The following is a 23,461-nucleotide window of genomic DNA, read 5'->3' as shown; positions in this document are numbered from 1 at the left end:
CCTCGATGGTCGGCGAGCCGCTCCCCCGGGGATGTCGTGTCCGGACGGTGTGGAGGCAGCCGGCCGCAGTGTCTCAAGAACCCGGCGGCGGCACCACCGTGCGGACCCGCGGGTGGCGTGACCGAATCGACGCGGGCCGGGGCCTCAGCGCCAGGCCCAGGAGACGATGGCGTCGTCGCGGTCCGCGAGCGACCGCACCTCGGCGGTGAAGGGTCCGTCGGGGGTGTCGAACGACACGCGCCGGGGCAGGGCCGAGAGCCCCGTCTCGATGGCCGACGGCTCCACCTGCAGCCCGCAGCCGGCGGCCTTCATGCAGGCCTCCTTCCGGGTCCAGCCGAGCAGGAAGGCGCGGGTTCGCGCCCGGGTGGGGAGGGCGGCGAATTCGGCCTGCTCCGCCGCGGTGAAGTGGTGGTGGGCGAGCAGCTCCATGTCGGCCATGGGCTGGAACTGTTCGATGTCGACACCGATGTCGCCGGAGGGGGCCGTGGCCAGCGCCGCGAGGTGGGCGCTGTGGCTCAGGTTGAACGCGACGGCGGGCACGCCGCGCAGCGCGGGTTTGCCGAACGGGCCCGTGTCGAACGCGAGGTCGAGCGGCGCCCGGCCCGTGGCGAGGCCGAGGCGCTCGCGCATCCAGGCATGGGCCGCGAGGTGGCGGGCGCGCAGCACGGGCGTGGCGAACCGGTCGGCGCGGGCACGTTCGTCGGCGGACACCCGGGCGGCGAGGGCGTCGACCGGGCCGGCCGCGTCCAGGTCGGTCCAGTGGATGTGCAGCGGCGCGGTGAGGGTCGGCGGGAGGCTCGCGCCGCTCATTCCCGGCGCGCCTTCGTGCGGACGCCGTCGGCCCCCACGAGCACCAGCGCCCCGTCGGGCGCGAGTTCGATGCGCCGGGTGGCCTGCAGCGCGTCGAGGAAGCGGGTTTCCTGCTCCATCAGCGCCGGCACGCACATCATGCGCGTGGACATGCCCGGGCCGAACGACAGCCCCTCGGGGGTGACGGTGTAGTGGGTGTTGTACTGGTTGCAGGACGCCCGGCCGGCCACGCGGCCGCCGGACAGGAACTGCAGCGTCACGCGGCTGCTGTCGACGATGCCGGTGCCGGCGATGTCCTCGACGACCCATTCGCCCTTGAGCAGCGTGGACGTGCTGCCGCCGCACCCTTCGTACACCCGGCCCTCCCACGCCACCTGCACGGTGAGCGGACGCGGCACGGCACCGGGGCAGGCACGTTCGAGGGCGGTGACGACCATCGGGTCCTTCGAGGTGGTGGCGTTCCAGGTCAGCGAGTCGCCGTAGCGCACCGGGCCCGGCGTGCGGGCCTCGGCGATCACCGAACCGTCGGCCTTGCTCAGCGTGGCTCGCGGGCCGTAGACCTCGAGTTGCCAGCCCTTGCCGTCGGCGCGCAGCGCCTGCGAGCCGTTGCCGGTGGCCACGCACTCGGGCCATTCCGTTCCGCGCAACGTCACCTGGGCCTTGTCGCCCCTGTTCCAGAAGACCGTGGTGGGGTCGCCCACGGCCTCGTACCGCGCGCCGGAGGCCGCAGGACTCTGCTGGAGGTCGAACACCGCGTCGGCGGCACGCAGGCGCATCGTCTCGCCGGCGAACGCGATGGTGGCCGACTGCTCGCCGCAGCGGTAGGCCGTGGCGAAGACGTTGGGGTTGTCCGGCACGGCTGCGGCCGCGGTGGCGTCCGGCGAGGCGGGCGCGGTGCCCGGGGCGGCGCAGGCCGAGAGGACCAGCACGCACGACAGGAGGAGGGGCGTTCGGTTCATCGGGCCAGTGTGCCCTGTTGGCGGGACCACTGCCACCCCGGGGCTTTGGCCCCGGGCTCCCGGCGATGCGGGAACTTGACGGGAGTCAATGCGCGAGGCGCCGGCGGTAGTCGCTGGGCGGGAGCCCCAGGTGCGCCCGGAACACGCGACTGAAATGCGCCATGTTCGAGAAGCCGAACGTGAAGGCGATGTCGGTGATGGACCGGTGGTCGTTCGCGCGGTCGTCGAAGGCGTGGCGGCAGGCCTCGAGGCGGCGGCGCAGCAGGTAGCCGGCCACGCCGTCGTCCTCTTCGGCGAAGGCGTTGTAGAGCTGGCGGCGGCTGCAGTTGAGCGCGACCGCGATGGCGTCCACCGACAGGGCGGGGTCGCCCAGGTGCGCCGCCACGTGCTGCTTGATGCGCTCGCGCAGCGCCTCGCGGTGCGACACCGCCGTGCCGATGCCGGCCAGGTCGAGCATGGACAGGTGCACGAACTGCGCGATGGCATCGCCCACGCTGGCCGCGGCGCCTTCCGACATGCCGGGCAGCTCTCGGTAGGCCGAGCGCATGGTCTCGAGCGCCAGGCGGGCCACGCCACCGCTGCCGCCGAAGCGGCGCGCCATCAGCGGGTCGAGCGCGAGGCCGCGTTCGGCCAGGCGCTGCTTGGGCACCATCACGATCAGGTGTTCGACCCGCACCGGGTTGGCCACCGCGTAGCTGTCGGTGGTGTCGTACAGGCTCCACTGGTCGGGCGTGACCCAGGCCTCGCGGCCCTTCTGCTCGACGCCCGCGCAGCCCACCCAGGGGGCCACGATCTTGAGGTAGCCGCAGTCGTTCGAGCGGATCAGCGACGACGAGCGCATCACGCGGTGGCGGTTGGCTTCGAGCCGCGTGAGCACGATGTCGCCCGCGTGCAGCGTGGTCATGCGGCCTTCGAAGCCGGTGTCACCGTACAGGTCCGAGCCCAGGCCGCAGAAGACGCGGTTGATCCAGTCGAACCAGTACCCCGCGCGGTCGGAGGGCGCGACCTGGTCGGTGTTCATGGCACTGGCGGGAAGGCCCATGGGACGGTCGGGGAACGGGGGACGGGGAAGCGTCCAGCGTAGCGGATCGGGGCGCCGGCCGTTCGAGGGAAAGCCCCGACCGGCCGTGCACGGATCGGCAAGCCGCCCGGCACGCAGCGGCAAGCGCGGCGCGCGCCCTGTTTCCACAATTCGAGAACGCCAACGACCGACCCTCGGAGACTGCCATGACCGCTCGCCAGACCCCCCGCCGCACCGTGCTGAAGGCCGCCGGCGCGCTGCCCGCCGCGCTCGCGTTCCCGTCCATCGTCCGGGCCCAGGCGGCGCCGGTGCGGGTCGGCTACGCCATCGCCCGCACCGGCCCGTGGACCACCGGCGCGCAGGTCAGCCAGGAGCCCAACTACCTGCTGTGGGCCGAGCAGCAGAACGCCGCCGGCGGCCTGAACGTGAAGGGCACGCGCCGCCCGATCGAGCTGATCGGCTCGGACGACCGCAGCGACATCGAGACGTGTGTGCGCACCTACGAGAAGCTGATGGGCAGCGACAAGGTCGACCTGATCCTGCCGCCGTGGGGCAGCAACGCGAACTTCGCGGTGGCCCCGCTCGCCACGCGGTTCGGCTACCCGTTCATCGCCCCCACCGCGCTCAGCCGCCGGCTGATCGACATGAAGCTGCCGTACTTCTTCTCGGTGCTGCAGCAGCCCGCGCCGATGATGAACGCGCTGGTCGACATGCTGAAGGCCCAGGGCGCGAAGACCCTCGCCACGCTGTACGTCGACGACCTGTTCGGCCTCGAGAACTACGCGGCGCTGAAGGTGGCCGTGAAGGGCGCGGGCCTCACGCTCGTGGAGGACAAGAGCTACCCGCTCGGCGTGAAGGACCTGTCGCCCGTGCTGCGCTCGATGAAGGACAAGGCCCCCGACGCCTTCGTGGGCCTGACCTACCCGCCCGACACCATCCTCGCGAGCCGCCAGGCGAAGGAGATCGGCTTCAACCCGAAGTTCTTCTACGCGAGCGTGGGCACGGCCTTCCAGCTGTACCGCAACGTGATGGGGCCGGCGGCCGAGGGCGTGCTGGGCATGGGTTCGTGGAACGCGAAGACGAGCCCCGCGGCGAAGGCCTACTTCGACGCCCATGTGAAGAAGTTCGGCGCGCAGAAGGAACCCGACCGCTGGGCCAGCGGCGCCGCGTGGGCGGGGCTCGAGATCCTGACCGCGGCCGTCGCGAAGGCCGGCCTCGACCGCAAGGCGATCCGGGACTACGTGGCCAACACGGAACACACGACGATGCTCGGCAAGATCCGCTTCGCGGGCAGCGAGAACGTGGGCACGCCGGGCACGGTGTCGCAGTGGCAGAAGGGCGAGTTCGAGGTGGTGTGGCCGCCGGCCCTGGCCACGGCGCCGCTCGTGCCCGCGAAGCCGGCCTGGGTCTGACCGATGTCCCTCGGCAGCCTGCTCGAACTGCTGGCCTCGGGCCTGATCACCGGGGGCGTGTACGCGCTCGTGGCGCTCGGGCTCAACCTGCAGTACGGGCTGATGCGCATCCTGAACATCGCCCACGGCGAGTTCCTGATGCTGGGCGCGTTCCTCACGTGGGCGGCGCACGAGGCCTTCGGCCTGTCGCCGCTGTGGATGGTGCCGGTCTCGTTCGTGGTGCTGATGGCGATCGGCCTGCTCGTGCACCGGCTGACCTTCCGGCGCCTCGCGCGCACGTCGCCGAACCTCGACGTGTTCGAGGCCCGCGGCCTGATGGTGAGCTTCGGCCTGATGTTCTTCGTGCAGAACCTCGCCCAGATGGTGTGGGGCGGCGACCTGCGCGGCTACGACTACCTCGCCGAGCCGGTGGCCATCGGCGGCGCCCAGTTCGCGGCCAACAAGCTGCTGCTGTTCGTGCTGGCGCTGCTGTTCAGCGCGGCGCTCATCGTGGTGCTGCGGCGCACGCTGCTCGGCAAGGGCGTGCGGGCGCTGATGCAGTCGCCCACCGGTGCGCAGCTCGTGGGCATCGACACGAAACGCCTGCACCCGCTGATGTTCGGCGTGGGCCTCGGCCTGTCGGGCGTGGCCGGCTGCCTGCTGTCGATGACCTACACCGTGTCGCCGTCGATGGGCGAGCCGTACACGGTGACCGCGCTGATCGTCATCACGCTCGGCGGCTTCGGCAGCATGGGCGGGGCGCTGGCCGGAGGGCTCGCGCTCGGCGTGATCGAGGCCGTGGGCATGCACTTCACCAACCCGTCGCTCAAGGCCTTGCTGTCGTACGGGATCTTCATCGCGGTGCTGCTGTGGCGGCCCAACGGCCTGTTCGTCCGGAAATGACATGCAACGCAACCTGCTGATCCTCCTCGCGTTCGCGGTCGGCGCGTCCGTGCTGCCCTTCGTCGCGAGCGACTTCGCCGTCTCGATGGCGCTCACGTGCCTGATGTACGCGGCGCTCTCGTCGAGCTGGGGCCTCTTCTGCGGCACCACGCGCTACCTGTCGCTCGCGACGTCCGCCTTCTTCGGGCTCGGGGCCTACACCGGCGCGCTCGTGCTGGACGGACTGCCGTGGTTCGCCACGGTGGCCGCCGGCGCGGCCGTGGCCACGGTCGTCGCGGTGGTGATGGGTGCCGCGGTGCTGCACCTGCGCGGCACCTACTTCGCGGTGCTCACGTTCGGCATGACCGAGCTGATCCGCCACGCCATCACGTACTGGGAGAAACAGGTCACCGGCACCGTGGGCCGCGTGCTCGTGGCGGTGCCCGAGCGCGACACGGTCTACTTCACCGTGCTGGCGCTGGCGGTCGGCGCGCTGCTGCTGTCGATCGTCGTCCGGCGCAGCCGCTTCGGCCTCGCGATGGCGGGCATCGGGTCCGACGAGGTGCGTGCGCAGACGCTCGGCGTCGACACCCGCGTCGTCAAGATCGCCGGCTTCGCGCTGACGGCCGCGGTGGCCGGCGCCGTGGGCGCGGCGATGAGCGTGCGCTGGACCTACATCGACCCGGGCACGGTCTTCAACCCGTTCATCGGCTTCCAGACGGTGCTGATCGCGCTGGTGGGCGGGGCCGCCACGCTGTGGGGCCCGCTGATCGCCGCGGTGGTGTTCAGCGTGCTGGCCGAGACGCTGCGGCTGCAGATGCCGCAGGTCTACATGATGTCGCTCGGGCTGCTGCTGATCCTGTGCGTGCTGTACCTGCCGGGTGGTCTCGCATCGCTGCGCTGGCCCGGCCGGAAGGAGGCCTCGGCATGATCAACGGACACGCCCTGCTGGAGGCGCGCGAGGTCAGCGTGCGCTTCGGTGGCCTCGTCGCCGTGGACACCGTCAGCGCGGCCTTCGCGCCCGGCGAGCTGGTGGGCATCATCGGTCCGAACGGCGCCGGCAAGACGACGTTCTTCAACGCGCTGTCCGGCGTCGTGATGCCGACCGGCGGCGAACTCTTCGCGAGCGGCGAGCGCCTGACCGGTGCACGGCCCCATCAGTTCGCCCGCTGCGGCATCGCGCGCACGTTCCAGACGCCACGCGTGTTCGCGGACCTGGGCGTGGCCGCGAACATCGACTTCGGCCTGCAGTTCGCCGGCCGCCGCCGCGAGGCGCCGAGGGCGCTCGCCGACACCGCGGCGATCCTCGACCGCATCGGCCTGTCGGCCCAGGCACGGCTGCCCGCGGCGGCCATCACGCCGTCGCAGCAGCGCCTGCTCGAGATCGGCATGGCGCTCGCCACGCGACCACGCCTGCTGCTGCTCGACGAAGTGGCCGCCGGCCTGACCGAACACGAGGTGGAATCGATGGCCCGGCTGATCCGCGACCTGCGCGACGACTTCGACCTCACGGTGATCTGGATCGAACACGCCGTCACGACGCTGATGCGCCACGTCGAGCGTGTGCTCGTGCTGCACCAGGGCCGCAAGATCGCCGACGGCACGCCGGCCGAGGTCGTGCGCGACCCGGGCGTGATCGAGGCCTACCTCGGCGACGAGATGAGGGAGCCCGCATGACCCGGCTGACGATCGAGAACCTGTCGGCCGGCTACGGTGGCTTCGCGGTGCTGCGGGACCTGTCGCTGGACGTGTCCCCGGGCCTCACCGTGATCGTGGGGCCGAACGGGGCGGGCAAGACGACGCTGCTGAAGGCCATCGCGGGCCTGATCCCGCGTGGCGGGCGGCTGCTGCTGGATGGCACGCCCGTCGCACCGGACGCGTCCACGTCGGAGCTGGTGCGGCGCGGGGTCGCACTGGTGGCCGAGGGGCGGCAGCTCTTTCCGCAGATGTCCGTCACCGAGAACCTGGAACTCGGTGGCTGGCTCGTGCCGGCGGCTGAACGTGCCTACCGGCTGAAGCAGGCCTTCGCCGACTTCCCCAAACTCGCCGAACGGGCCGCGCAACTCGCCGGCACGATGAGCGGCGGCGAGCAGCAGATGGTGGCCGTCGCCCGCGCGATGATGTGTGCACCGACGCTGCTGATGCTCGACGAGCCGTCGCTGGGCCTGGCCCCGCGCATGGTCGACGAACTGCTCGCCATCGCCCGCCGCATCGCCGACGCGGGCACCACGGTGCTGATGGTGGAGCAGAACGTGCGCAAGGCACTGGCCGTGGCCGATCGCGCCCACGTGCTCGAACGGGGCCGCCTGGTGGCGGGCGGCCCGGCCGATGAACTGGCGCGTTCGGCGGTGATCCGCCAGGCGTACCTGGGCGCGCCCGCGCCCGTGAATTGAACGACGAAGGAGAACCCCATGTCCGACCTGTCCATGCTGATCGACGGCCGCGCCGTCCCCGCCACCGGCGGCGCCACCTTCACGCGCCGCAACCCGCTCGACGGCAGCGTGGCCACCCGCGCACCGGCGGCCACCGAGGGCGACGCGGTCGCCGCCGTCGAGGCTGCATCGCGCGCCTTCGCCACGTGGAGCCGCACCGGCCCCACCGAACGCCGCATGCAGCTGCTGAAGGCGGCCGACGCGCTGGAGGCGAAACACGCAGCCTTCGCCGCGGCGATGGCCGCCGAGACCGGCGCGAGCGGGCTGTGGGCCGGCTTCAACGTGCACCTCGCCGCGTCGATGCTGCGCGAGGCCGCGTCGCTCACGACGCAGATCTCCGGCGAACTCATTCCCTCCGACGTGCCCGGTTCGCTCGCGATGGGCGTGCGCCAACCGGCCGGCGTGGTGGTGGGCATCGCGCCGTGGAACGCGCCGGTGATCCTCGCCGTGCGCGCCATCGCGACGCCGCTCGCGTGTGGCAACACCGTGGTGCTCAAGGGCAGCGAGAACTGCCCGCGCACGCACCAGCTGATCATCGAGGCGATGGGCGAGGCGGGCCTGCCGCCCGGTGTCGTCAACTACGTGACGAACGCCCCCGCCGACGCCGCGAAGGTGGTGGAGGCGATGGTGGCCCACCCCGCCGTGCGGCGCGTCAACTTCACCGGGTCCACGCGCGTGGGCCGGCTGATCGCGATGACGTGTGCGAAACACCTGAAGCCCGTGGTGCTGGAGCTGGGCGGCAAGGCGCCGTTCGTGGTGCTGGACGACGCGAACGTCGCCGACGCGGTGGATGCCGCGACCTTCGGCTCGTTCGCGAACTCGGGGCAGATCTGCATGTCGACCGAACGCATCGTGGTCGACGAACGCATCGCCGACGACTTCGTCGCCCGCTTCGCTGCGCGCGCGAAGGCGCTGGCGCTGGGCGACCCGCGCGGCACCGACCCGGTGGTGCTGGGTTCGGTGGTGGACATGAGCACGGTGGACCACTGCAACGCGCTGATCGAGGACGCGCTGGCCAAGGGCGCGGTGCTCGCGTGCGGCGGTGTCGCGACGAACACGCTGATGCCCGCCACGGTGCTGGACCGCGTGACCCCGGCGATGCGCATCTACCACGAGGAGACCTTCGGCCCGGTGAAGGGGGTGGTGCGCGTGGACGGCGCCGAGGCGGCCATCGCATGCGCCAACGACAACGCCTACGGCCTGTCGGCCGCGGTGTTCGGCGGCGACGTGGCGCGGGCGATGAACGTGGCCGCGCGCATCGAGTCGGGCATCTGCCACGTCAACGGCCCCACCGTGCACGACGAGGCGCAGATGCCGTTTGGCGGCGTGAAGGGCAGCGGCCTCGGCCGTTTCGGCGGCAAGGCCGGGATCCACGAGTTCACCGAGCTGCGGTGGGTCACGGTGCAGACGGCGCCGCGGCACTATCCCTTCTAGCCCGGGGCTGCACCAAGGTGCAATAGACACCCGCGATGCGGGACGCGCATGCTGTGGCGGACACCAGGAACCGCCATGCATGCCCGCCTACGCTTCCCTTCTTCACGCTGGCTCGCACTCGCGTTCGGCTTGCTGCTGACCGCCTGCGCCACCTACTCGCTCACCAACGTCTGGCGGGACCCCGGATTCCAGGGGCCGCCGCTGCGCAAGGTGCTCGTGCTCGCGATGAGCGGCAGCGACGCCAACCGCCGCATCTTCGAGGACGGTGTCGCGCAGGCGCTGCGGGCCGCGGGCACGGAGGCGACGCCGGCCTACACGCTGCTGGCCGACAGCGGGCACATCCCGCCCGAGAAGATCAAGGCCGCGTTGTCCCGCAGCGGCGCCGAGGCGGTGCTGATCACGCGGCTGCTGAAGGTCGACCGGCAGGTCAACGTCTCGCCGGCCGGACCGGCACCGATGATGTACGGCCGGGGCGGCTTCTACGGCTGGTACGGCGGGGCCTGGGGCGGCGTGCCCGCGACCATCGACACCTACAACGTGCTGACGCTCGAGACCACGCTGTGGGACATGCGCGCGGACAAGGCGCTGTGGACCGCGACGAGCGAGGGCACCGAGGTGCGCGACATGAACAAGGCCACCGCCGACCTGTCCAAGGCGCTGGTCGAGCGGATGAAGCAGGACGGGGTGATCTGACACCCCGCCGTGTCAGGCGGGTTGCGGCAACGTCCGCGCCCAGCCGCTCACCAGCTCCAGCAACTGCTGCTGCGCCCCCACCGGCGTCACCGAGTGGTCGATGTCGGGCCGGTACTCGCTGCGCACGCGCGTGGCGAAGCCGTACTGCGCGAAGGCGTCGCGGAACTGGTCGTCGTAGTTGTACTGCGGCAGCAGGCTGCCCGAGTACACGAGGCACACCTCGACGCCACGGTCCACCAGGGTCTGCATCGACTTCGCGAATTCCTCGCGCGACGGGAAGCGCCGGTCGTTGTCGACCAGGGCGAGCGCATCGCCGCGCCGGCGCGCGATGGCGACCGACAGGGCGGTCAGCCGGCGCAGGGCCCACGGCAGCACCGCGCTCAGCAGCGGGCCGCGCAGGCGGCGCTTGAGGCGGACCCAGCGGGTCTTGGCGGTGGGGTAGGTGTAGCCGTCGAGCAGGCACAGGCCCACCACGCGGTCGTCGGCCAGCGCCGCGGCGAGGCCGTTGTCGGCGCCCGAGCAGATGCCGGCGATCACGAAGCGGTGCACGTCCGTCGTGCGCTCGAGGTGGTCCATCGCGGCGCGGATGTCGGCCACGGCCTGGGCCGTGAAGTCGCCCGACGACGACGGCGCGCGGCTGTCGCCCTGGCCCGAGAGGTCGAAGCGCAGCGTGTTGAAGCCCTGGCTCGCGAGTTCGCGCGCGAGCTTGACGTTGATGCGGTGCGGGCCGATGCGGTGGATCACTCCGGCGTTCAGCAGCACGAAGGCCGTGCGCTGCGCGGGGCCGGTGGCCGGCATCGTCAGCGTGCCGACGAGGTGGCGGTCGCTGCCGAAGACGAGGGGGAGTTCGTTCGGAGGGGTCATGGGGTCACCGGGTTCACGAGGGACTGCAGCAGCTGCAGTGCTTCCTGCGGCACGAGCGCCGTGTTGATCGCTTCTTCCGACGCCCAGTCGAACACGTGTTCGAACATGTGCTGCTCGGTGGGGCAGCCGGCGTGGCGGTAGGCCTCGGCGTAGGCCGAGACGTCGGCGGTGTGTGCGCCGGTGATCAGGGTGGCGTGGCGCGCCTTCAGGCCCGCGAGGCGCGCCGGGTTCAGCGCGCGCAGCTGGGCGACGAGGCGCGCGCCCATGCCGAAGCCGATGGCCTCGTCGGCCGGGGCGGCGCGGAAGCGCTTGGGCACGAGGCTGTAGCTCTTCTCGAGCGCCTGCTCATGGTGGCCCGCCAGTTCGTCCAGGTAGGCGCAGCCGTGGGCGATGGGCTCCCACAGCACGAGCCTGTCGGCCGCGGACGGCGCGTGCTCGGCGGCCAGCGCGGCGAGCGTGCCGCCCAGGCGGACACCTAGCCAGGTGATGGGCACGCCGGGTGCGCGCTTGCGGAGTTCCTCGTGGGCGCGCAGCACGTCATCGCGCCAGATGTCGAGGTCGCCGTCGGTGTCGTCACCGGCGGCGTCGCCCGTGCCGAAGTAGTCGAAGCGCATCGCGTGGATGCCGGACCGCGCGAGCCGCTCGGCCAGCACGCGGAACATGCGGTGCGTGCGGATGGCTTCCTGGCCGAAGGGGTTGCACAGCAGCACGGCGCCCACGGGCGCGCGGCCGGATTCGGCGCGATGGTGGATGCCGTAGAGCTGGCCGTGCGGCGGGCCGAACCGGAAGGGAGTCATCGTGTGCTGCTGGAAAAGAGGTGCAGGGGGCGTCGTTGCCACCTGTCGAAACTCTATCCCCGCAACGACACGAGCGTGCGCCGCAGACTGTGGAGATTGCACGGATCGCCGGACCGATTGGGGGCCGCCCCACGAATGCGGGGGGCCTTCCGGCGGCGTCTCAGGCAGGCATCAGCGGGGCCCGCGCCACAGTGACGCGATGCGTTCGCGCAGGCCGCGCGGCTGCGCGGCGGCGGCCGGTGCCGCCGCCGGGGCCGCAGCGGGTGCGGCATCGGCAGCCGCGGTGGTGGCACTCGGGGCACTGGCGGCGATCTGCGAGAGGGTCTCGAAGATCAGCCGGCGCACATTGATGCGCAGGCCCAGCCGCTGCTCGATGAGCAGCACGGCGCGCATCGCGAGCAGCGAGTGGCCACCGAGGTCGAAGAAGTTGTCGGTGGCGCCGATGCGGTCCGTGCCGAGCAGCTCCTGCCAGATGCCGGCCAGCACGGTCTCCGCCTCGTTGCGGGGCGCGACCACCGCGCGGGCCTGGCCTTCGCCGGCCGCGGACGGGGCGGGCAGGGCGTTGCGGTCGGTCTTGCCGTTGGGCAGCAGCGGGACGGCGTCGATCAGCACGACGTGCGGCGGCACCATGTATTCGGGCAGGTGCTCGCGCAGGTGGGTGCGGAGCGCCTCGGGCGCGGGCGCCTCGTCGCCGCGGGCCACCACGTACCCCGTGAGGCGCAGGTCGCCCGGCTGGTCCTCGCGCACGATGACGATGGCGCGCGCGACCTGCGGGTGCTGCAGCAGCACCGATTCGATCTCGCCGAGCTCGATGCGGTAGCCGCGCACCTTGACCTGGAAGTCGAGGCGGCCGAGGTGCTCCAGGCGGCCGTCATGGCGCCAGCGGCCTCGGTCGCCCGTGCGGTACAGGCGCGAGCCCGGGCGGAACGGGTCGTCGATGAAGCGTTCGCCGGTGAGTTCGGGGCGGCGCAGGTAGCCGAGGGTCACGCCGTCGCCGCCGATCCAGATCTCCCCGGTCAGGCCCACCGGCCGCGGGCGCAGCCGCTCGTCGAGGATGTGGACCTGGGTGTTCGCGATGGGCGTGCCGATGTCGATGCCGTCGGCCACGGACCGCACGAGGCTGCACGTGGACCACACCGTGGTTTCGGTGGGGCCGTACATGTTCCAGAGCTGGCCGGTGCGTGCGAGCAGCTGCACCGCGAGGTCGGCCGGCAGGCCTTCGCCGCCGATCAGCGCCTTGAACGAGGCGCTGCCCGACCAGCCCGCGTCGATCAGCAGCCGCCACGTGGACGGGGTGGCCTGCATGACCTCCACGCCGTTCGACTCGATGAGCCAGCGCAGCGCCTGGCCGTCGACCGCGGTGTCGCGCGAGGCGAGCAGGATGGTGGCGCCCACCGACAGCGGCAGCAGCAGCTCGAGCACCGCGATGTCGAAGCTGAGCGTGGTGACCGCGACGAGGCGGTCGCCCGCGGCGAGGCCCGGCGTGTGGGCCATGCTGTCGATGAAGTTCACGACCGCGCCGTGCGGCACCATCACGCCCTTCGGCTTGCCGGTGGAGCCCGACGTGTAGATCACGTACGCCGTGTCGTGCGAATGTGCGTCGCGCGTGGCGTCGGGCACGAGGGCCGTGGCGGGCAGCGCGTCGATGGCGAAGCCGTCGATGTCCATCAGCACGGACTTGGCGCGGGGCCAGTCGATCGAACTCACGAGCGCCGATTCGGTGACGAGCAGCGCGAGGCGCGCGTCCTCGGCCATGTACGCGAGGCGGTCGGCCGGGTACGCCGGGTCGAGCGGCACGTACGCGGCGCCGGCCTTGAGGATGCCGAGCTGGGCGACGACCATGTCGATGCCGCGGTCGACACACAGGCCGACCAGGTCGCCGCGGCCCACGCCGCGCTGGCGCAGGAAGTGGGCGAGGCGGTTCGAGCGGGCGTCGAGTTCGCCGTGGGTGACGAGGCCGTGGCCGGGCTGGTCGATGGCGACGGTGCCCGCATGCTGCGCCGCGGCGGCCGCGATGCGCGTGACGACGGTGGCGGACCGGTCGAGCGGTGCGGTCGTGCCGTTCCAGGCCGAGAGGGTCGCGAGTTCGGCGGCCGGCACGAGGTCGATGTCGTGCAGCGCGAGCGCCGGCGTGTCCACCACCTGGCGCAGCAGGTGTTCCAGGCGTGTGAGGTGCTGGCCGGCGGTGACGGCGTCGAACACGTCGAGGTTGTACGTCAGCACGCACTCGATGCCGTCGGTGCGTTCGTTGCAGTACAGGCTCAGGTCGTGGGTGGAGCCGTACAGGCCGATGTCGAACGGGGCGACCGCGACCGGGCCCCAGGTGCCCGGGCGGGTGCGCTGGTCCTGGAAGGCGTACATCGCCTGGGCGAGCATCTGGCGGCTCGTGTCGCGTGGCACGGCGAGGGCCTGCAGCAGCTGGTTCAGCACCACGTCCGGGTTCGCGCAGGCGGCGCCCACCACGTCCTGCACGGTGCGCGTCCAGTCGGCGAACGGCGTCGTGCCCTCGGGCCGCATGCGCAGCGGCAGCGTGTTGATGAAGAAGCCGGCGACGGCGTCGAGGCCGGGCTGTTCGCGGCCGCGCACCGGCGTGGCCACCGCGAAGTCGGCCTGGTTGGAGGCGCGGTGCAGCTGGGCCGACCAGGCCGCGAGCAGCCAGGTCGACACGGTCACGCCTTGCTGGCGCGCCGCCTGGCGCACGCGGTCGGCGAACGCGGCGGGCAGGTGCAGGCGCACCGAACCGCCGTCGCCCGTCATCTGCGTGGGGCGGGGGCGGTCCTGCGGGAGTTCGAGCGTCTCGGGCAGCGGCGTGAGCACCTCGCGCCAGGCGGCGAGCTGGCGCTGCGGCTCGGGGCCCGACGCCCACTCGCGCTGCCACGCGGCGAAGTCGCCGTACGTGAGCGGCAACGGCGCCAGCGAGGGCGCGCGGCCGGCGATGGCCGCACCGTACAGTTCGGCGAGTTCGGCCTGCATCACGTCGGACGACGCACCGTCCCACACGATGTGGTGGACCATGAAGAACAGCACGTGGTCTTCAGCGGACAGGCGGAACAGGTGCAGCCGGAAGGCCGGGCCGTGTTCGAGGTCGAGCACCTCCTGCGACAGTGTGTCGATGCGCGCGCGCACCGCCGCCTCGCGTTCGGCGGCGGGCAGCGTGTCGAGGGCCTCGACCGGCGGGAAGGGCAGGTCGACGCGGTCGAGCACGCGCTGGTGCGCGCCGGCGGCCGAGCGTTCGATGACCGTGCGCAGCGCCGGCTGACGGGCCGTGAACCGCTGCAGCGCGTCGCGCAACGCGGCTTCGTCCAGCGGGCCGGCGAGGCGGTGTGCCGAGGGCAGCTGGTTGAACGGCGTGCCGGGCGTCAGGTTCTCGACGTACCACATGCGCTCCTGCATCAGCGAGAGCGGGGCGGTGTGCTGGTCGGCGCGGGCCGCGAGGCGGGCGGGGGCCTGGGCATCCGGCGCCAGCTGCTCCAGCGCGGACGCGAGTGCGGCCGGGGTCGGGTGGGCGAACAGCAGGCGCAGGCCCAGCCGGCGGCCCTGCATCGTGCCGAGGCGGGCCATCAGGCGCGCGCCCAGCAGCGAATGGCCGCCGAGCATGAAGAAGTGGCCGTCGGGGGCGACGGACGGCACGCCGAGCGCCTCGGCCATCGCCGCGGCCACGCGCAGCGCGAGCGGCGCGTCGTCGGGCAGGGCCGGGGCCGGGGCGACGGGCGTGGCGGCCCCGGGGGCCGGCAGCGCCTTGCGGTCGATCTTGCCGTTGGGCAGCAGCGGCAGCGCGTCGAGCACGATCACCTGCTGCGGGACCATGTAGTCGGGCAGCCCGACCTTCAGCGATTCGCGCAGCGCGCCGGCATCGGGCGAGGCGCCGGCGGTGGCCGACGCGTAGGCGATGAGCCGCACGTCGCCGGGGGTGTCCTCGCGCGCGACGACCACGGTGCGGGCGATGCCGGGCAGGGCCGCGAGGCGGGCCTCGATCTCGCCCAGTTCGATGCGGTAGCCGCGCACCTTGACCTGGAAGTCGAGCCGGCCCAGGTGGTGCAGCTGGCCGTCCTCGCCCCAGCGGCCGAGGTCGCCCGTGCGGTACAGCCGCGCGCCGGCCGCGATGCGGAACGGATCGTTCACGAACCGGTCGGCCGTCAGCTCGGGCCGGCGGAAGTAGCCGTTGGCGACCCCCGTGCCGCCGATGCAGATCTCGCCCTCGGTGCCCACGGGGCACGGGTTCATCTGCTCGTCGAGCACCCAGACCTGCGTGTTCGCGATCGGGGTGCCGATGGTGATGCGCGCGTCGGGGTCGGTGATGCGTGTGAGGGTGGACCACACCGTGGTCTCGGTGGGGCCGTACAGGTTCCACAGCTCGACCCCCGAGGCGAGCAGGCGACGCGCGAGCGACGGGGGCATCGGCTCGCCGCCGCACAGCGCGCGGAAGCCGGCCGGGGCCGACCAGCCGGCGTCGAGCAGGAGGTGCCACGTGGTGGGCGTGGCCTGCATCACGCCGATGGCGTGGCGGGCGATGAGCGTGGCGAGCGCGTCGGCATCCATCGCGTCCTCGCGCCGCGCCAGCACGACCTGCGCGCCGGTGACGAGGGGCACGAACAGCTCGAGCACCGCGATGTCGAACGACAGCGTGGTGACGGCCAGCAGGCGGTCGCCGGCCTTCAGGCCCGGTTCGCGCTGCATGCTGGCGACGAAGTTGCACACGGCCTGCTGCGGCAGCACGACCCCCTTCGGGCGGCCGGTGGACCCCGACGTGTAGATCACGTAGGTGGGAGCGTTCTCGGGCGAGTCGGGTGCGGTCACCGGGGTGTCGGGGGCGGCGGCGAGTTCCTCGGCGTCGTCGTCGACGCGCAGCTGCTGCTCGCGCGGCAGGCCGGCCAGGCTCGCGTGGCGGGCTTCGGTGACGACGGTGTGCAGCTCGGCGTCCTCGGCCATGTCGCGCAGGCGCGCCTCGGGGAATCCGGGGTCGAGCGGCACATAGGCCGCGCCCGTCTTCAGCACGCCCAGCAGCGCGGGCACCAGGTCGAGCGAGCGGCCCATGCACACGCCCACGAGGGCCCCGGGGCCCGCGCCGCGCGTGCGCAGCACGTGGGCGAACCGGTTCGCGCGCGACTCGAGTTCGCCGTAGGTGAGGGACGTGTCACCCGACGTCACCGCCACGGCGGTGGGCGTCCGATCGCATTGCGCCGCCACCCACTGTTCCAGTCGCGAACGGGGCGCGAGGGGCGCGTCGGTGCGGTTCCAGAGGGGGAGGCGGGGATCGATGGCGGCCACCGGGACGTCGGTCGGGATGGCGCGGGTGGACAGCGGGTCGTTCACGTGGTGTTCTAGTTGAAAGTGACGGCGAGGAGGGCGGGCAGGCCACGGGACCGTCCCAGGCGTGGAGGGTCGAACGTTGCGCGGACCCCTTGTCGCACCACGCGGGAGAGGTGTCGAAACCCCTCGTGGCGGCGCTGGCGCCTCATATGTTTCTGATTATGTCTGGGGGGTCTCCTCCGGGAATCCCCCGAAATGCGGTGCGCGACGGCCGCAAGCCACGTCCGGCGCGCTTTGGCAAGCCGAACCGGCAATTCGTCACGGATCGCAGGGCCATGGCCTCGCATCGCGGGCCCGCGGTGCGATGCTTCAGACCGAGGCGGCCACGCCGATAACAGGCAATCCGCCCCGCCGTTCACGGTGTCACTTTCTGCTGGCCGTTCCATGCGTCCCATGACCTTCCGCTCGATCGGCAAGTTCCACCTCCCGGCCATCGCCCTGGTCCGCAGCGCGATGGGGCTGGTGCTGGCCGCCGCCGCCGCGGCCGCGCCGGCGCAGGAGCTGACCCTCGCGGTGTCGAAGTCGCCGCTGTCGCTGCCGCTGTACGTGGCCGAGGTCGCCGGGTACTTCCAGGACGAGGGGCTCAAGGTGCGCTTCACGGAATGCGTGGGTGGCCACCGGTGCCTGAAGCTGATGCTCGACGGCCAGGTGGACGTGGCCACCGCGGGGGACACCCCCGTGATGTTCAGCAGCTTCCAGCGTTCGGACTTCGCCGTCATCGGCACCATCGCCTCCACCACGGACGACCTCAAGCTGTACGTGCGGCAGGAGGCCGGCATCGCTCGCCCCCGCGACCTCGCGCGCAAGCGTGTGGGCGTCGTGATCGGGACCGCCAGCCACTACTTCCTCGACTCGCTGCTGATGATCCACGGCGTGGACCCGCGCGACATCCAGCCGGTGCCGATGCAGCCCGAGGCCATGCAGGAGGCCCTGCAAACGAAGCGGGTCGACGCCGTCTCGGTGTGGGAACCCTACGGCTACCGGATCGCCAGCGCCCTCAAGACCACGGTCGTCGCGCTGCCCAACGCCGGCGCCTACAGCGCCGTGTTCAACCTCGTCGTGCACCGGCGGCTGGTGGGCGCCCGCGATGCCGACCTCGTCAAGCTGCTGGCCGCCGTGGACCGGGCCGAGACCCTGATCCGCGACGATCCGGCCCGGGCCAAGCTGATCCTGCGCCAGCGCCTGGCCACCGACGACGACTTCGTGCGCTGGGTGTGGCCGGGCCTCACCTACCGCCTGTCGCTCGACCAGTCGCTGCTCAAGACCCTGGAGAGCGAGGCCCGCTGGGCCCTGCGCGAGGGCCATGTGACGGGACGCGCGGCACCGAACTTCCTGCCGTACCTGCACCGCGCGCCGCTGATGCAGGTGCGTCCCGAGGCCGTGGGCATCAGTCGCTGACGAGATGCGCGTCCAGACCCAGCTCCGCGTCACGGCCGGCCTCGCGCTCGTCGTCGTGCTGGCCGTGGCCATCGCGTCGTGGCTCGCGGTCTCGGCCGACCACCGCGCCGAGGCGGAGCAGGACCGTGCCCGCAACGCGGCGCGCCACGCCGCGGCCCTGCTGCTGCTCACGCAGGAGTACCCGCGCTACTTCGAGCCGCGGGTCGCCCAGCAGTGGCGCGAGCGGCAGGTGGCGCTGCTGCAGGAGCTTTCGGGCCGGCGGCATGACCTGGAATCGATGCGCCAGTCCGCGGCACGCCTGCCCCTGCTGTTCGACCGCCTCTCCGAACTGCCGGACGAGCCCGAGAACGCCTTCACCGCCCGCCGGTCGGACTTCATCGTCGACCAGCTCATCAACGAGACCCAGAGCCTCGCCGACAGCATCTACCGCTGGTCGCGCGATGCCGCGGCCGAGGGGCAGGCCGCCACCGAACGCTTCCGCTGGATCGGTGGGGTCTCGCTGCTGGCCGTGCTGGGCCTGCTCGTGGGCCAGACCTTCGTGATCGTGCGCCGGTTGCTCGGTCCGCTCGACCGCATCGAACGCGCCGCCCGGCGCGTCGAGCGGGGCGACTTCGACGCGAAGGTGGGCCTCGACAGCGAGGACGAGCTGGGCCGCGTCTCGCGCCAGTTCGACGCGATGACCGCGACCCTGCACGACCGCCGCGCCCAGCTGCTGGCCGAGATGGCGCGGCGCGAGGCCATCGAGCGTCGCCTCACCGACATCACGAACACCATCCCCGCCCTCGTGGGCTACTTCGACGCGGCCGAGCGGCTCGAGTTCGCGAACGGCCCGGCCATCAAGCTCTTCGGGCTCGACGGCGGCCGTCTCGGCGACTACACGATGCGCACCGCGCTCGGCGACCCGCTGTACGCGCTGCACGCGCCGCACCTGCCGCGCCTGGTGGAGGGGCAGAAGATCGTCGTCGAGGACCGCATCGAGATCAAGGGCCACCTGATGCACTTCCAGGCGCACCTCGTGCCCGACATCGCGGAGGACGGCGCGCTCAAGGGCTTCTACGCGATGACCTTCGACGTCACCGCGCTCAAGCTCGCCGAGGAACGCATGAGCCAGCTCGCCCGCGTCGACACGCTCACCGAACTGCCCAACCGCCGCCAGTTCGAGGAGCGCCTCGCCGAGGCGATGGCCCGCAGCCGCCGCACCCGCCGGCCCATCGCGCTGATGTACCTCGACATCGACCACTTCAAGGGCATCAACGATTCGCTGGGCCACCAGGGCGGCGACCTGGTGCTGCAGGAGTTCGCCCGCCGGCTGCGCGCGAGCGTGCGCACCACGGACACCGTGGCGCGCCTCGCGGGCGACGAGTTCGTCATCGTGCTCGAGGGCCTCAACGTGGGGCAGGAGGCCGAGGGGGTCGCGCAGAAGATCATCGACGCCATGACCCCGCCGGTGCGGGTGCAGGGCCGGATGCTCGACGTGACGACCAGCATCGGCATCGTGGTGTCCGGCGCCGACGAACCCGACGGCGCCACGCTCACCGCCCGCGCCGACGACGCGCTCTACCGGGCCAAGCGCGCGGGGCGAAACCGCTTCGCGGTGTCGACGATCTGACCGCTGCCGCCTTCCCTTTGGTGCAATTGCGAAGGCCTGGGGCGCTGCCGAGAATCATCCGGCGGACAACCGGTCCGCTCCCCACGGGAGTCCCATCATGTCCAGCCCGATCACCTTCTGCCGCACGCTGTCGCTCGCCTTGGCCGGCTGTTTCGCCGTGGCCGGCGGGGCCTCGGCCCAACAGTATGTGTACCCCGCGAAAGGGCAGTCGGCCGAAACGCAGAAGTCCGACGAGGCCGCGTGCCACACGTGGGCTGTCGACCAGAGCCACTACGACCCGGCCAAGCCGCCGCCGGCCCCCGCGCCGGCCCAGCCCCAGGGCGCGAAGCCGGGGTCCGGCATGCGTGGTGCGGCGCGTGGCGCGGTCGTGGGCGAGATCGTGGCCGACGACGCCAGCACCGGCGCCGCGGTGGGGGCCGTGGCCGCTCGCGGGCAGAGCCGCCGGCAATCCAACCAGCAGAACCAGCAGGCCGCGGCCCAGCAGCAACAGGCTGTGAGCCAGGGCCAGGCCGCGTACGGCAAGGCGCGCCAGGCATGCCTCGAAGGCCGCGGCTATACCGTCAAGTAGACCGGTCGGCTGCGGATGCCTGCCGGAGCAGGTTGCCCGCCAGGAGTGACTGGCAAACTGCCCGTGATGTCCCTGGCCGGGCGGGCATGGGAGTCGCGGCCAGGGCCATTACAATTCGGGCAGGGTGTTAGCCGCATGTCGCGGCGGGACAGGTTCATGCGATGGTCGGGCCGCCACGCGGAGAAACCTTGCCCATGTCTGCATCGCTGCGCGCGCCGTCGCGCGCCCAACTCCTGACCGATCGCGCCCTCGCCACCCTCGAGCGCTTCCTTCACATCGAGGCCGTGAGCGGCATCGTTCTGCTGCTTGCCGCGGCGGCTGCGCTCGTGTGGGCCAACTCGCCCTGGGTGGCCAGTTACGACGCCGTCTGGCACACCCCGATCACCTTCGGCATCGGCAATCTGATCTCCACGCAGACTCTGCATTTCTGGATCAACGATGGCCTCATGACCATCTTCTTTCTGGTGGTGGGCATGGAAATCCGCCGAGAGATGCACGAAGGGGCCTTGAGTGACCTGCGCCAGGCGGCGCTGCCCATTGGCGCGGCCCTGGGGGGCGTCGTGATCCCGGCGCTCATCTACCTCGCCTTCAACGCGGAGGGAGTGCGGGAGCACGGTTGGGCCGTGCCGACAGCCACGGACATTGCCTTCGCCGTCGGCGTGCTGGCCCTCCTGGGCCGCGGCATTCCGGGCAACGTCCGGATCTTCCTGCTTGCCTTGGCCATCATCGACGACGTGATCGCTGTTCTGATCATCGCGCTCTTCTACTCGGGCGGCCTGGAGATGGCTGGCTTCGCTGTGGCAGCGGTGGGCATCCTGATGGTGGTGACCCTGCAGCGGGTCGGAATCGGGTCCGCCTGGGCCTACGTCGTCCCGGGCGCGGTGGTCTGGGGCGGTCTGTTGATGACGGGCGCGCACCCGACGCTCGCGGGTGTGGTGCTGGGCCTGCTGACGCCAGTGTTCTCCACGCCTTCGCGGCAGGCCCCGGTCGATCTGCTGTCCCGAGCGACGGACGAGGTCAGGCACCGCGTCGAACGCGATGACCCGGCCTTGCTCGCCGGCCCGTTGCGGGAACTGCGCCACGCGCAGCGGGAGGTGCTTCCGCCGGTCGTGCGTGTTCAGACGGCACTGCATCCCTGGGTGGCGTACGGCGTGATGCCCATCTTCGCCTTGTCCAACGCGGGCGTCTCCATGGGCAGCATCGACCTCCACGAGGGCGGTGCGTCGTGGGTGCTCGCGGGGGTGTCCATGGCGCTGGTCCTCGGCAAGCCTCTCGGCATCGTGGGGACGAGTTGGCTGCTGGTGAAACTGGGTTGGTGCCGTCTGCCGGCCGGGGTTTCCTGGGGCGGCATCATCCTCGTCGGCCTGCTCGCAGGCGTCGGATTCACGATGTCCATCTTCATCGCCATGCTGGCGTTCGACGACGCAGCCTTGCTGGGCGCCGCCAAACTCGGGGTGTTGGTCGGATCAGTTGTCGCGGCGACGCTGGGCCTGATCTGGGGCAGCGTCTATTCGCGCTCGGCCAGGCAGACCGCTTCGGCGCACCCCGTGCCGCTCCGTTGAGCAACTCGCCGGGCAGGCAGCTCGACGGGTTGGAAGTTCATGTCAGGGAAGCCCAGGCTCACACGCGTGAGGCGGCCCGATTTTCTCGCAAACCTGTTGCGCAGACCTGACCAACACCCAGCGTCAGTTCATCGAGGGTGCGTGCCACCACCAGGCAGGTCTATGCAGCATTCCCCAGCAGCCGCTCTCGCATGGCGCTGGCGACCGACTTCGCAAGATCCTCGTTGCCTGTGGCTCGCGCTATCGTCACCGCGCCAATCAGCGAAGCAAGAGCCGCCAACGCTGCCTCCTGAGTCGCAGGTTTAGCGGGAGAGTCTGGGCCGTCCACGACGGCTTCAGCGATCGACTGCAGCTTCTCGCGAAACACGTCTTTGGCCGCGTCGTCAGCGCGGGCCAGCTCAGGGGTGAGGGTTTGCAGGCTGCAACTCTGCGCCAAGTCGCACGTCAGCTTTTCTCCTAGGTAGAACGCGACGAACTCCGGCCACCACGCCAGACCGTGTTCCTGCTGGAAGTAGCGGATGCCACCGAGCAGTTCATCCATGCCGAAGGCGACCGCCTCGCGAAACGCATCCGCCTTCGAACTGAAGTTGGCATAGAACGCGCCGGACGTCACGCCCGCACGCTTCGCCAGCCCGTCCACGCCGATGCCGTAGCCATGGCTTCGAAAGCCTTCGGCTGCCGCCTGCCGCATCCGCTGACGTGTCTGCTCCTTCTGCTCGCTTCTCATCGCTCGGTCCATCAAAGCCAATGGCCCATCATACCAGTCGGATAACGATCGCAATCTAAAGTGAAGTAACGGTCGTTACGTGAACACCGTTTTCATCTCACTCATCTGGAGCAACGCCATGCCCTTGACCCTCATCGTTTCCGAAGGACTGATCCCTCCGAGCCGGTACGCAGACACTGTCGCGCGCCTTTCCGAGTCGTTCCTCCGACTTCACGGCCTGTCAGGAAATCGGGCACTGACGCCGAACGTGGTTGGGCACGTCCAGAGCGTGCCGGCCGGAAGCAGCTTCTGCGGTCTGGAACCACGGCCCATCGCTGTTGTCGAGTGGTTGACCCCCTCGTTCGCCTTCACTTCACGCGATGTCCAACGGGCGTATGTGAAGGAGGCGACGGACATCGTCGAGGAGGCTTGCGAGGGCCGTCAGCCGCGCGCGCACATCTGGGTCAACGTGAAGCACGCGGTTGATGGCACTTGGGGCATTGGCGGCGAGGCGCTGACGAACGCTGAGCTGATGGAGGCTCTGGCAAAGGGGTGATATGCCCCCCAAAAGGGGCCACCGCAAGTGCTGGCGAGTCTCCTCGCCAGCTTCAGCTTTCTCAGGAGGATGCCATCACCATGCCGTTCGTTCACATCCTTCACAGCAGGGACTTCAGTCAGGAGCGGGTCGAGCAACTCGAGGACGCCGTCCATCGAGCCCTCATGGGCACCTTCGGTGTCGCATCAGATGACCTGTTTCAGGCGTTCTCGGCACGCTCGGTGGGCTGTCAGCTGAGGATCACGCCAGCCTTCCTGGGTATCCGGCATGCGGCCGACGCCGCCTTCGTACAGATCACGTGCGCGCCCGGCCGCACCGTCGAGCAGAAGCGAGCGCTGTTTGCCGCCATCGCCTCTCACGCCCAGGCAATGGCCAATGCCGACCCGAGGACGTCATCGTCAACCTGGTCGAGTCCGGTCGAGACAACTGGTCTTTCGGCAACGGCCTTGCGCAGCTTGCACCAATGAGG

Annotated in this window: 20 protein-coding genes; 13 read left to right on the top strand and 7 right to left on the bottom strand. The window is 71.2% G+C overall.

What is annotated here, in order from left to right:
- Positions 1–144: 144 nt before the first annotated feature.
- The 3 genes from A4W93_RS21285 to A4W93_RS21275 all read right to left on the bottom strand — a co-directional run bounded on the left by A4W93_RS21285 (position 145) and on the right by A4W93_RS21275 (position 2,811).
- Entirely contained in the window at positions 145–810 is a 666-nt protein-coding gene (locus tag A4W93_RS21285) for a 4'-phosphopantetheinyl transferase family protein (protein ID WP_085752512.1), read from the bottom strand.
- Positions 807–1,769, bottom strand: coding sequence for an META domain-containing protein (locus A4W93_RS21280; RefSeq protein ID WP_085752511.1), 963 nt, complete (start codon positions 1,767–1,769; stop codon positions 807–809). Before A4W93_RS21280 ends, A4W93_RS21285 begins: the two co-directional genes overlap by 4 nt.
- Positions 1,770–1,854: 85 nt before the next feature.
- Positions 1,855–2,811, bottom strand: a complete 957-nt coding sequence (locus tag A4W93_RS21275; protein WP_085752510.1) for an AraC-like ligand-binding domain-containing protein — start codon at positions 2,809–2,811, stop codon at positions 1,855–1,857.
- 185 nt (positions 2,812–2,996) lie between these two features.
- Between A4W93_RS21275 and A4W93_RS21270 the strand changes: the two genes are divergently transcribed.
- The 7 genes from A4W93_RS21270 (at position 2,997) to A4W93_RS21240 (ending at position 9,622) form a co-directional block, all read left to right on the top strand.
- A complete protein-coding gene (locus tag A4W93_RS21270) occupies positions 2,997–4,202 on the top strand; it encodes an amino acid ABC transporter substrate-binding protein (RefSeq protein WP_085752509.1) in 1,206 nt (401 codons plus the stop codon).
- Between the two features lie 3 nt (positions 4,203–4,205).
- Positions 4,206–5,084 (top strand): branched-chain amino acid ABC transporter permease, encoded by an 879-nt coding sequence (locus tag A4W93_RS21265; RefSeq protein WP_085752508.1) that lies wholly within the window; start codon positions 4,206–4,208, stop codon positions 5,082–5,084.
- 1 nt (position 5,085) lies between these two features.
- Complete coding sequence (locus tag A4W93_RS21260) at positions 5,086–5,994, top strand: branched-chain amino acid ABC transporter permease (protein ID WP_085752507.1); 909 nt, start codon at positions 5,086–5,088, stop codon at positions 5,992–5,994.
- Entirely contained in the window at positions 5,991–6,740 is a 750-nt protein-coding gene (locus tag A4W93_RS21255; RefSeq protein ID WP_085752506.1) for an ABC transporter ATP-binding protein, read from the top strand. The genes A4W93_RS21260 and A4W93_RS21255 overlap by 4 nt, the downstream gene beginning before the upstream one ends.
- Complete coding sequence (locus A4W93_RS21250) at positions 6,737–7,456, top strand: ABC transporter ATP-binding protein (RefSeq protein WP_085752505.1); 720 nt, start codon at positions 6,737–6,739, stop codon at positions 7,454–7,456. The genes A4W93_RS21255 and A4W93_RS21250 overlap by 4 nt, the downstream gene beginning before the upstream one ends.
- A gap of 18 nt (positions 7,457–7,474) precedes the next feature.
- The gene (locus A4W93_RS21245; RefSeq protein WP_085752504.1) at positions 7,475–8,929 is read left to right on the top strand and encodes an aldehyde dehydrogenase; all 1,455 of its coding nucleotides are present in this window, start codon (positions 7,475–7,477) and stop codon (positions 8,927–8,929) included.
- A gap of 75 nt (positions 8,930–9,004) precedes the next feature.
- Positions 9,005–9,622: a DUF4136 domain-containing protein gene (locus A4W93_RS21240; RefSeq protein ID WP_085752503.1), complete on the top strand. Its 618-nt coding sequence runs from the start codon at positions 9,005–9,007 to the stop codon at positions 9,620–9,622.
- A 12-nt stretch (positions 9,623–9,634) separates the two neighbouring features.
- Here A4W93_RS21240 and A4W93_RS21235 read toward each other — a convergent pair whose 3' ends face one another.
- From A4W93_RS21235 to A4W93_RS21225, 3 genes are all read right to left on the bottom strand, one after another.
- Positions 9,635–10,486: an alpha/beta fold hydrolase gene (locus tag A4W93_RS21235; protein ID WP_085752502.1), complete on the bottom strand. Its 852-nt coding sequence runs from the start codon at positions 10,484–10,486 to the stop codon at positions 9,635–9,637.
- On the bottom strand, positions 10,483–11,283 hold the full coding sequence (locus tag A4W93_RS21230; RefSeq protein WP_085752501.1) for a serine aminopeptidase domain-containing protein: 801 nt from the start codon (positions 11,281–11,283) through the stop codon (positions 10,483–10,485). The genes A4W93_RS21235 and A4W93_RS21230 overlap by 4 nt, the downstream gene beginning before the upstream one ends.
- 171 nt (positions 11,284–11,454) lie before the next feature.
- A complete protein-coding gene (locus A4W93_RS21225; RefSeq protein WP_085752500.1) occupies positions 11,455–16,596 on the bottom strand; it encodes a non-ribosomal peptide synthetase in 5,142 nt (1,713 codons plus the stop codon).
- A gap of 390 nt (positions 16,597–16,986) precedes the next feature.
- On the opposite strand from A4W93_RS21225, the gene A4W93_RS21220 reads away from it, so the two are divergent.
- From A4W93_RS21220 to nhaA, 4 genes are all read left to right on the top strand, one after another.
- Entirely contained in the window at positions 16,987–17,991 is a 1,005-nt protein-coding gene (locus A4W93_RS21220; protein WP_169726575.1) for an ABC transporter substrate-binding protein, read from the top strand.
- A 4-nt stretch (positions 17,992–17,995) separates the two neighbouring features.
- Complete coding sequence (locus A4W93_RS21215) at positions 17,996–19,600, top strand: sensor domain-containing diguanylate cyclase (RefSeq protein ID WP_085752498.1); 1,605 nt, start codon at positions 17,996–17,998, stop codon at positions 19,598–19,600.
- 97 nt (positions 19,601–19,697) lie between these two features.
- Positions 19,698–20,168 (top strand): hypothetical protein, encoded by a 471-nt coding sequence (locus A4W93_RS21210; RefSeq protein ID WP_085752497.1) that lies wholly within the window; start codon positions 19,698–19,700, stop codon positions 20,166–20,168.
- Between the two features lie 194 nt (positions 20,169–20,362).
- Positions 20,363–21,730, top strand: a complete 1,368-nt coding sequence (gene nhaA / locus A4W93_RS21205; RefSeq protein WP_085752496.1) for a Na+/H+ antiporter NhaA — start codon at positions 20,363–20,365, stop codon at positions 21,728–21,730.
- Between the two features lie 160 nt (positions 21,731–21,890).
- On the opposite strand, the gene A4W93_RS21200 is transcribed toward nhaA, so the two are convergent.
- Positions 21,891–22,457: a TetR/AcrR family transcriptional regulator gene (locus A4W93_RS21200; protein ID WP_237357593.1), complete on the bottom strand. Its 567-nt coding sequence runs from the start codon at positions 22,455–22,457 to the stop codon at positions 21,891–21,893.
- A 118-nt stretch (positions 22,458–22,575) separates the two neighbouring features.
- Here A4W93_RS21200 and A4W93_RS21195 point away from each other — a divergent pair, with 118 nt between their 5' ends.
- Both A4W93_RS21195 and A4W93_RS21190 read left to right on the top strand, forming a co-directional pair.
- Positions 22,576–22,992 carry a tautomerase family protein gene (locus A4W93_RS21195; RefSeq protein WP_085754270.1) on the top strand — a complete coding sequence of 139 codons (417 nt, stop codon included), beginning with the start codon at positions 22,576–22,578 and terminating at the stop codon, positions 22,990–22,992.
- 80 nt (positions 22,993–23,072) lie between these two features.
- Positions 23,073–23,459, top strand: a complete 387-nt coding sequence (locus tag A4W93_RS21190) for a tautomerase family protein (RefSeq protein WP_085752495.1) — start codon at positions 23,073–23,075, stop codon at positions 23,457–23,459.
- Positions 23,460–23,461 lie beyond the last annotated feature (2 nt).

This window comes from Piscinibacter gummiphilus (genome assembly GCF_002116905.1).
Classification (GTDB): domain Bacteria; phylum Pseudomonadota; class Gammaproteobacteria; order Burkholderiales; family Burkholderiaceae_C; genus Rhizobacter; species Rhizobacter gummiphilus.
The sequence above is the reverse complement of the archived record's forward strand: the minus strand, read 5'-3'. Positions and strand labels throughout refer to the sequence as shown.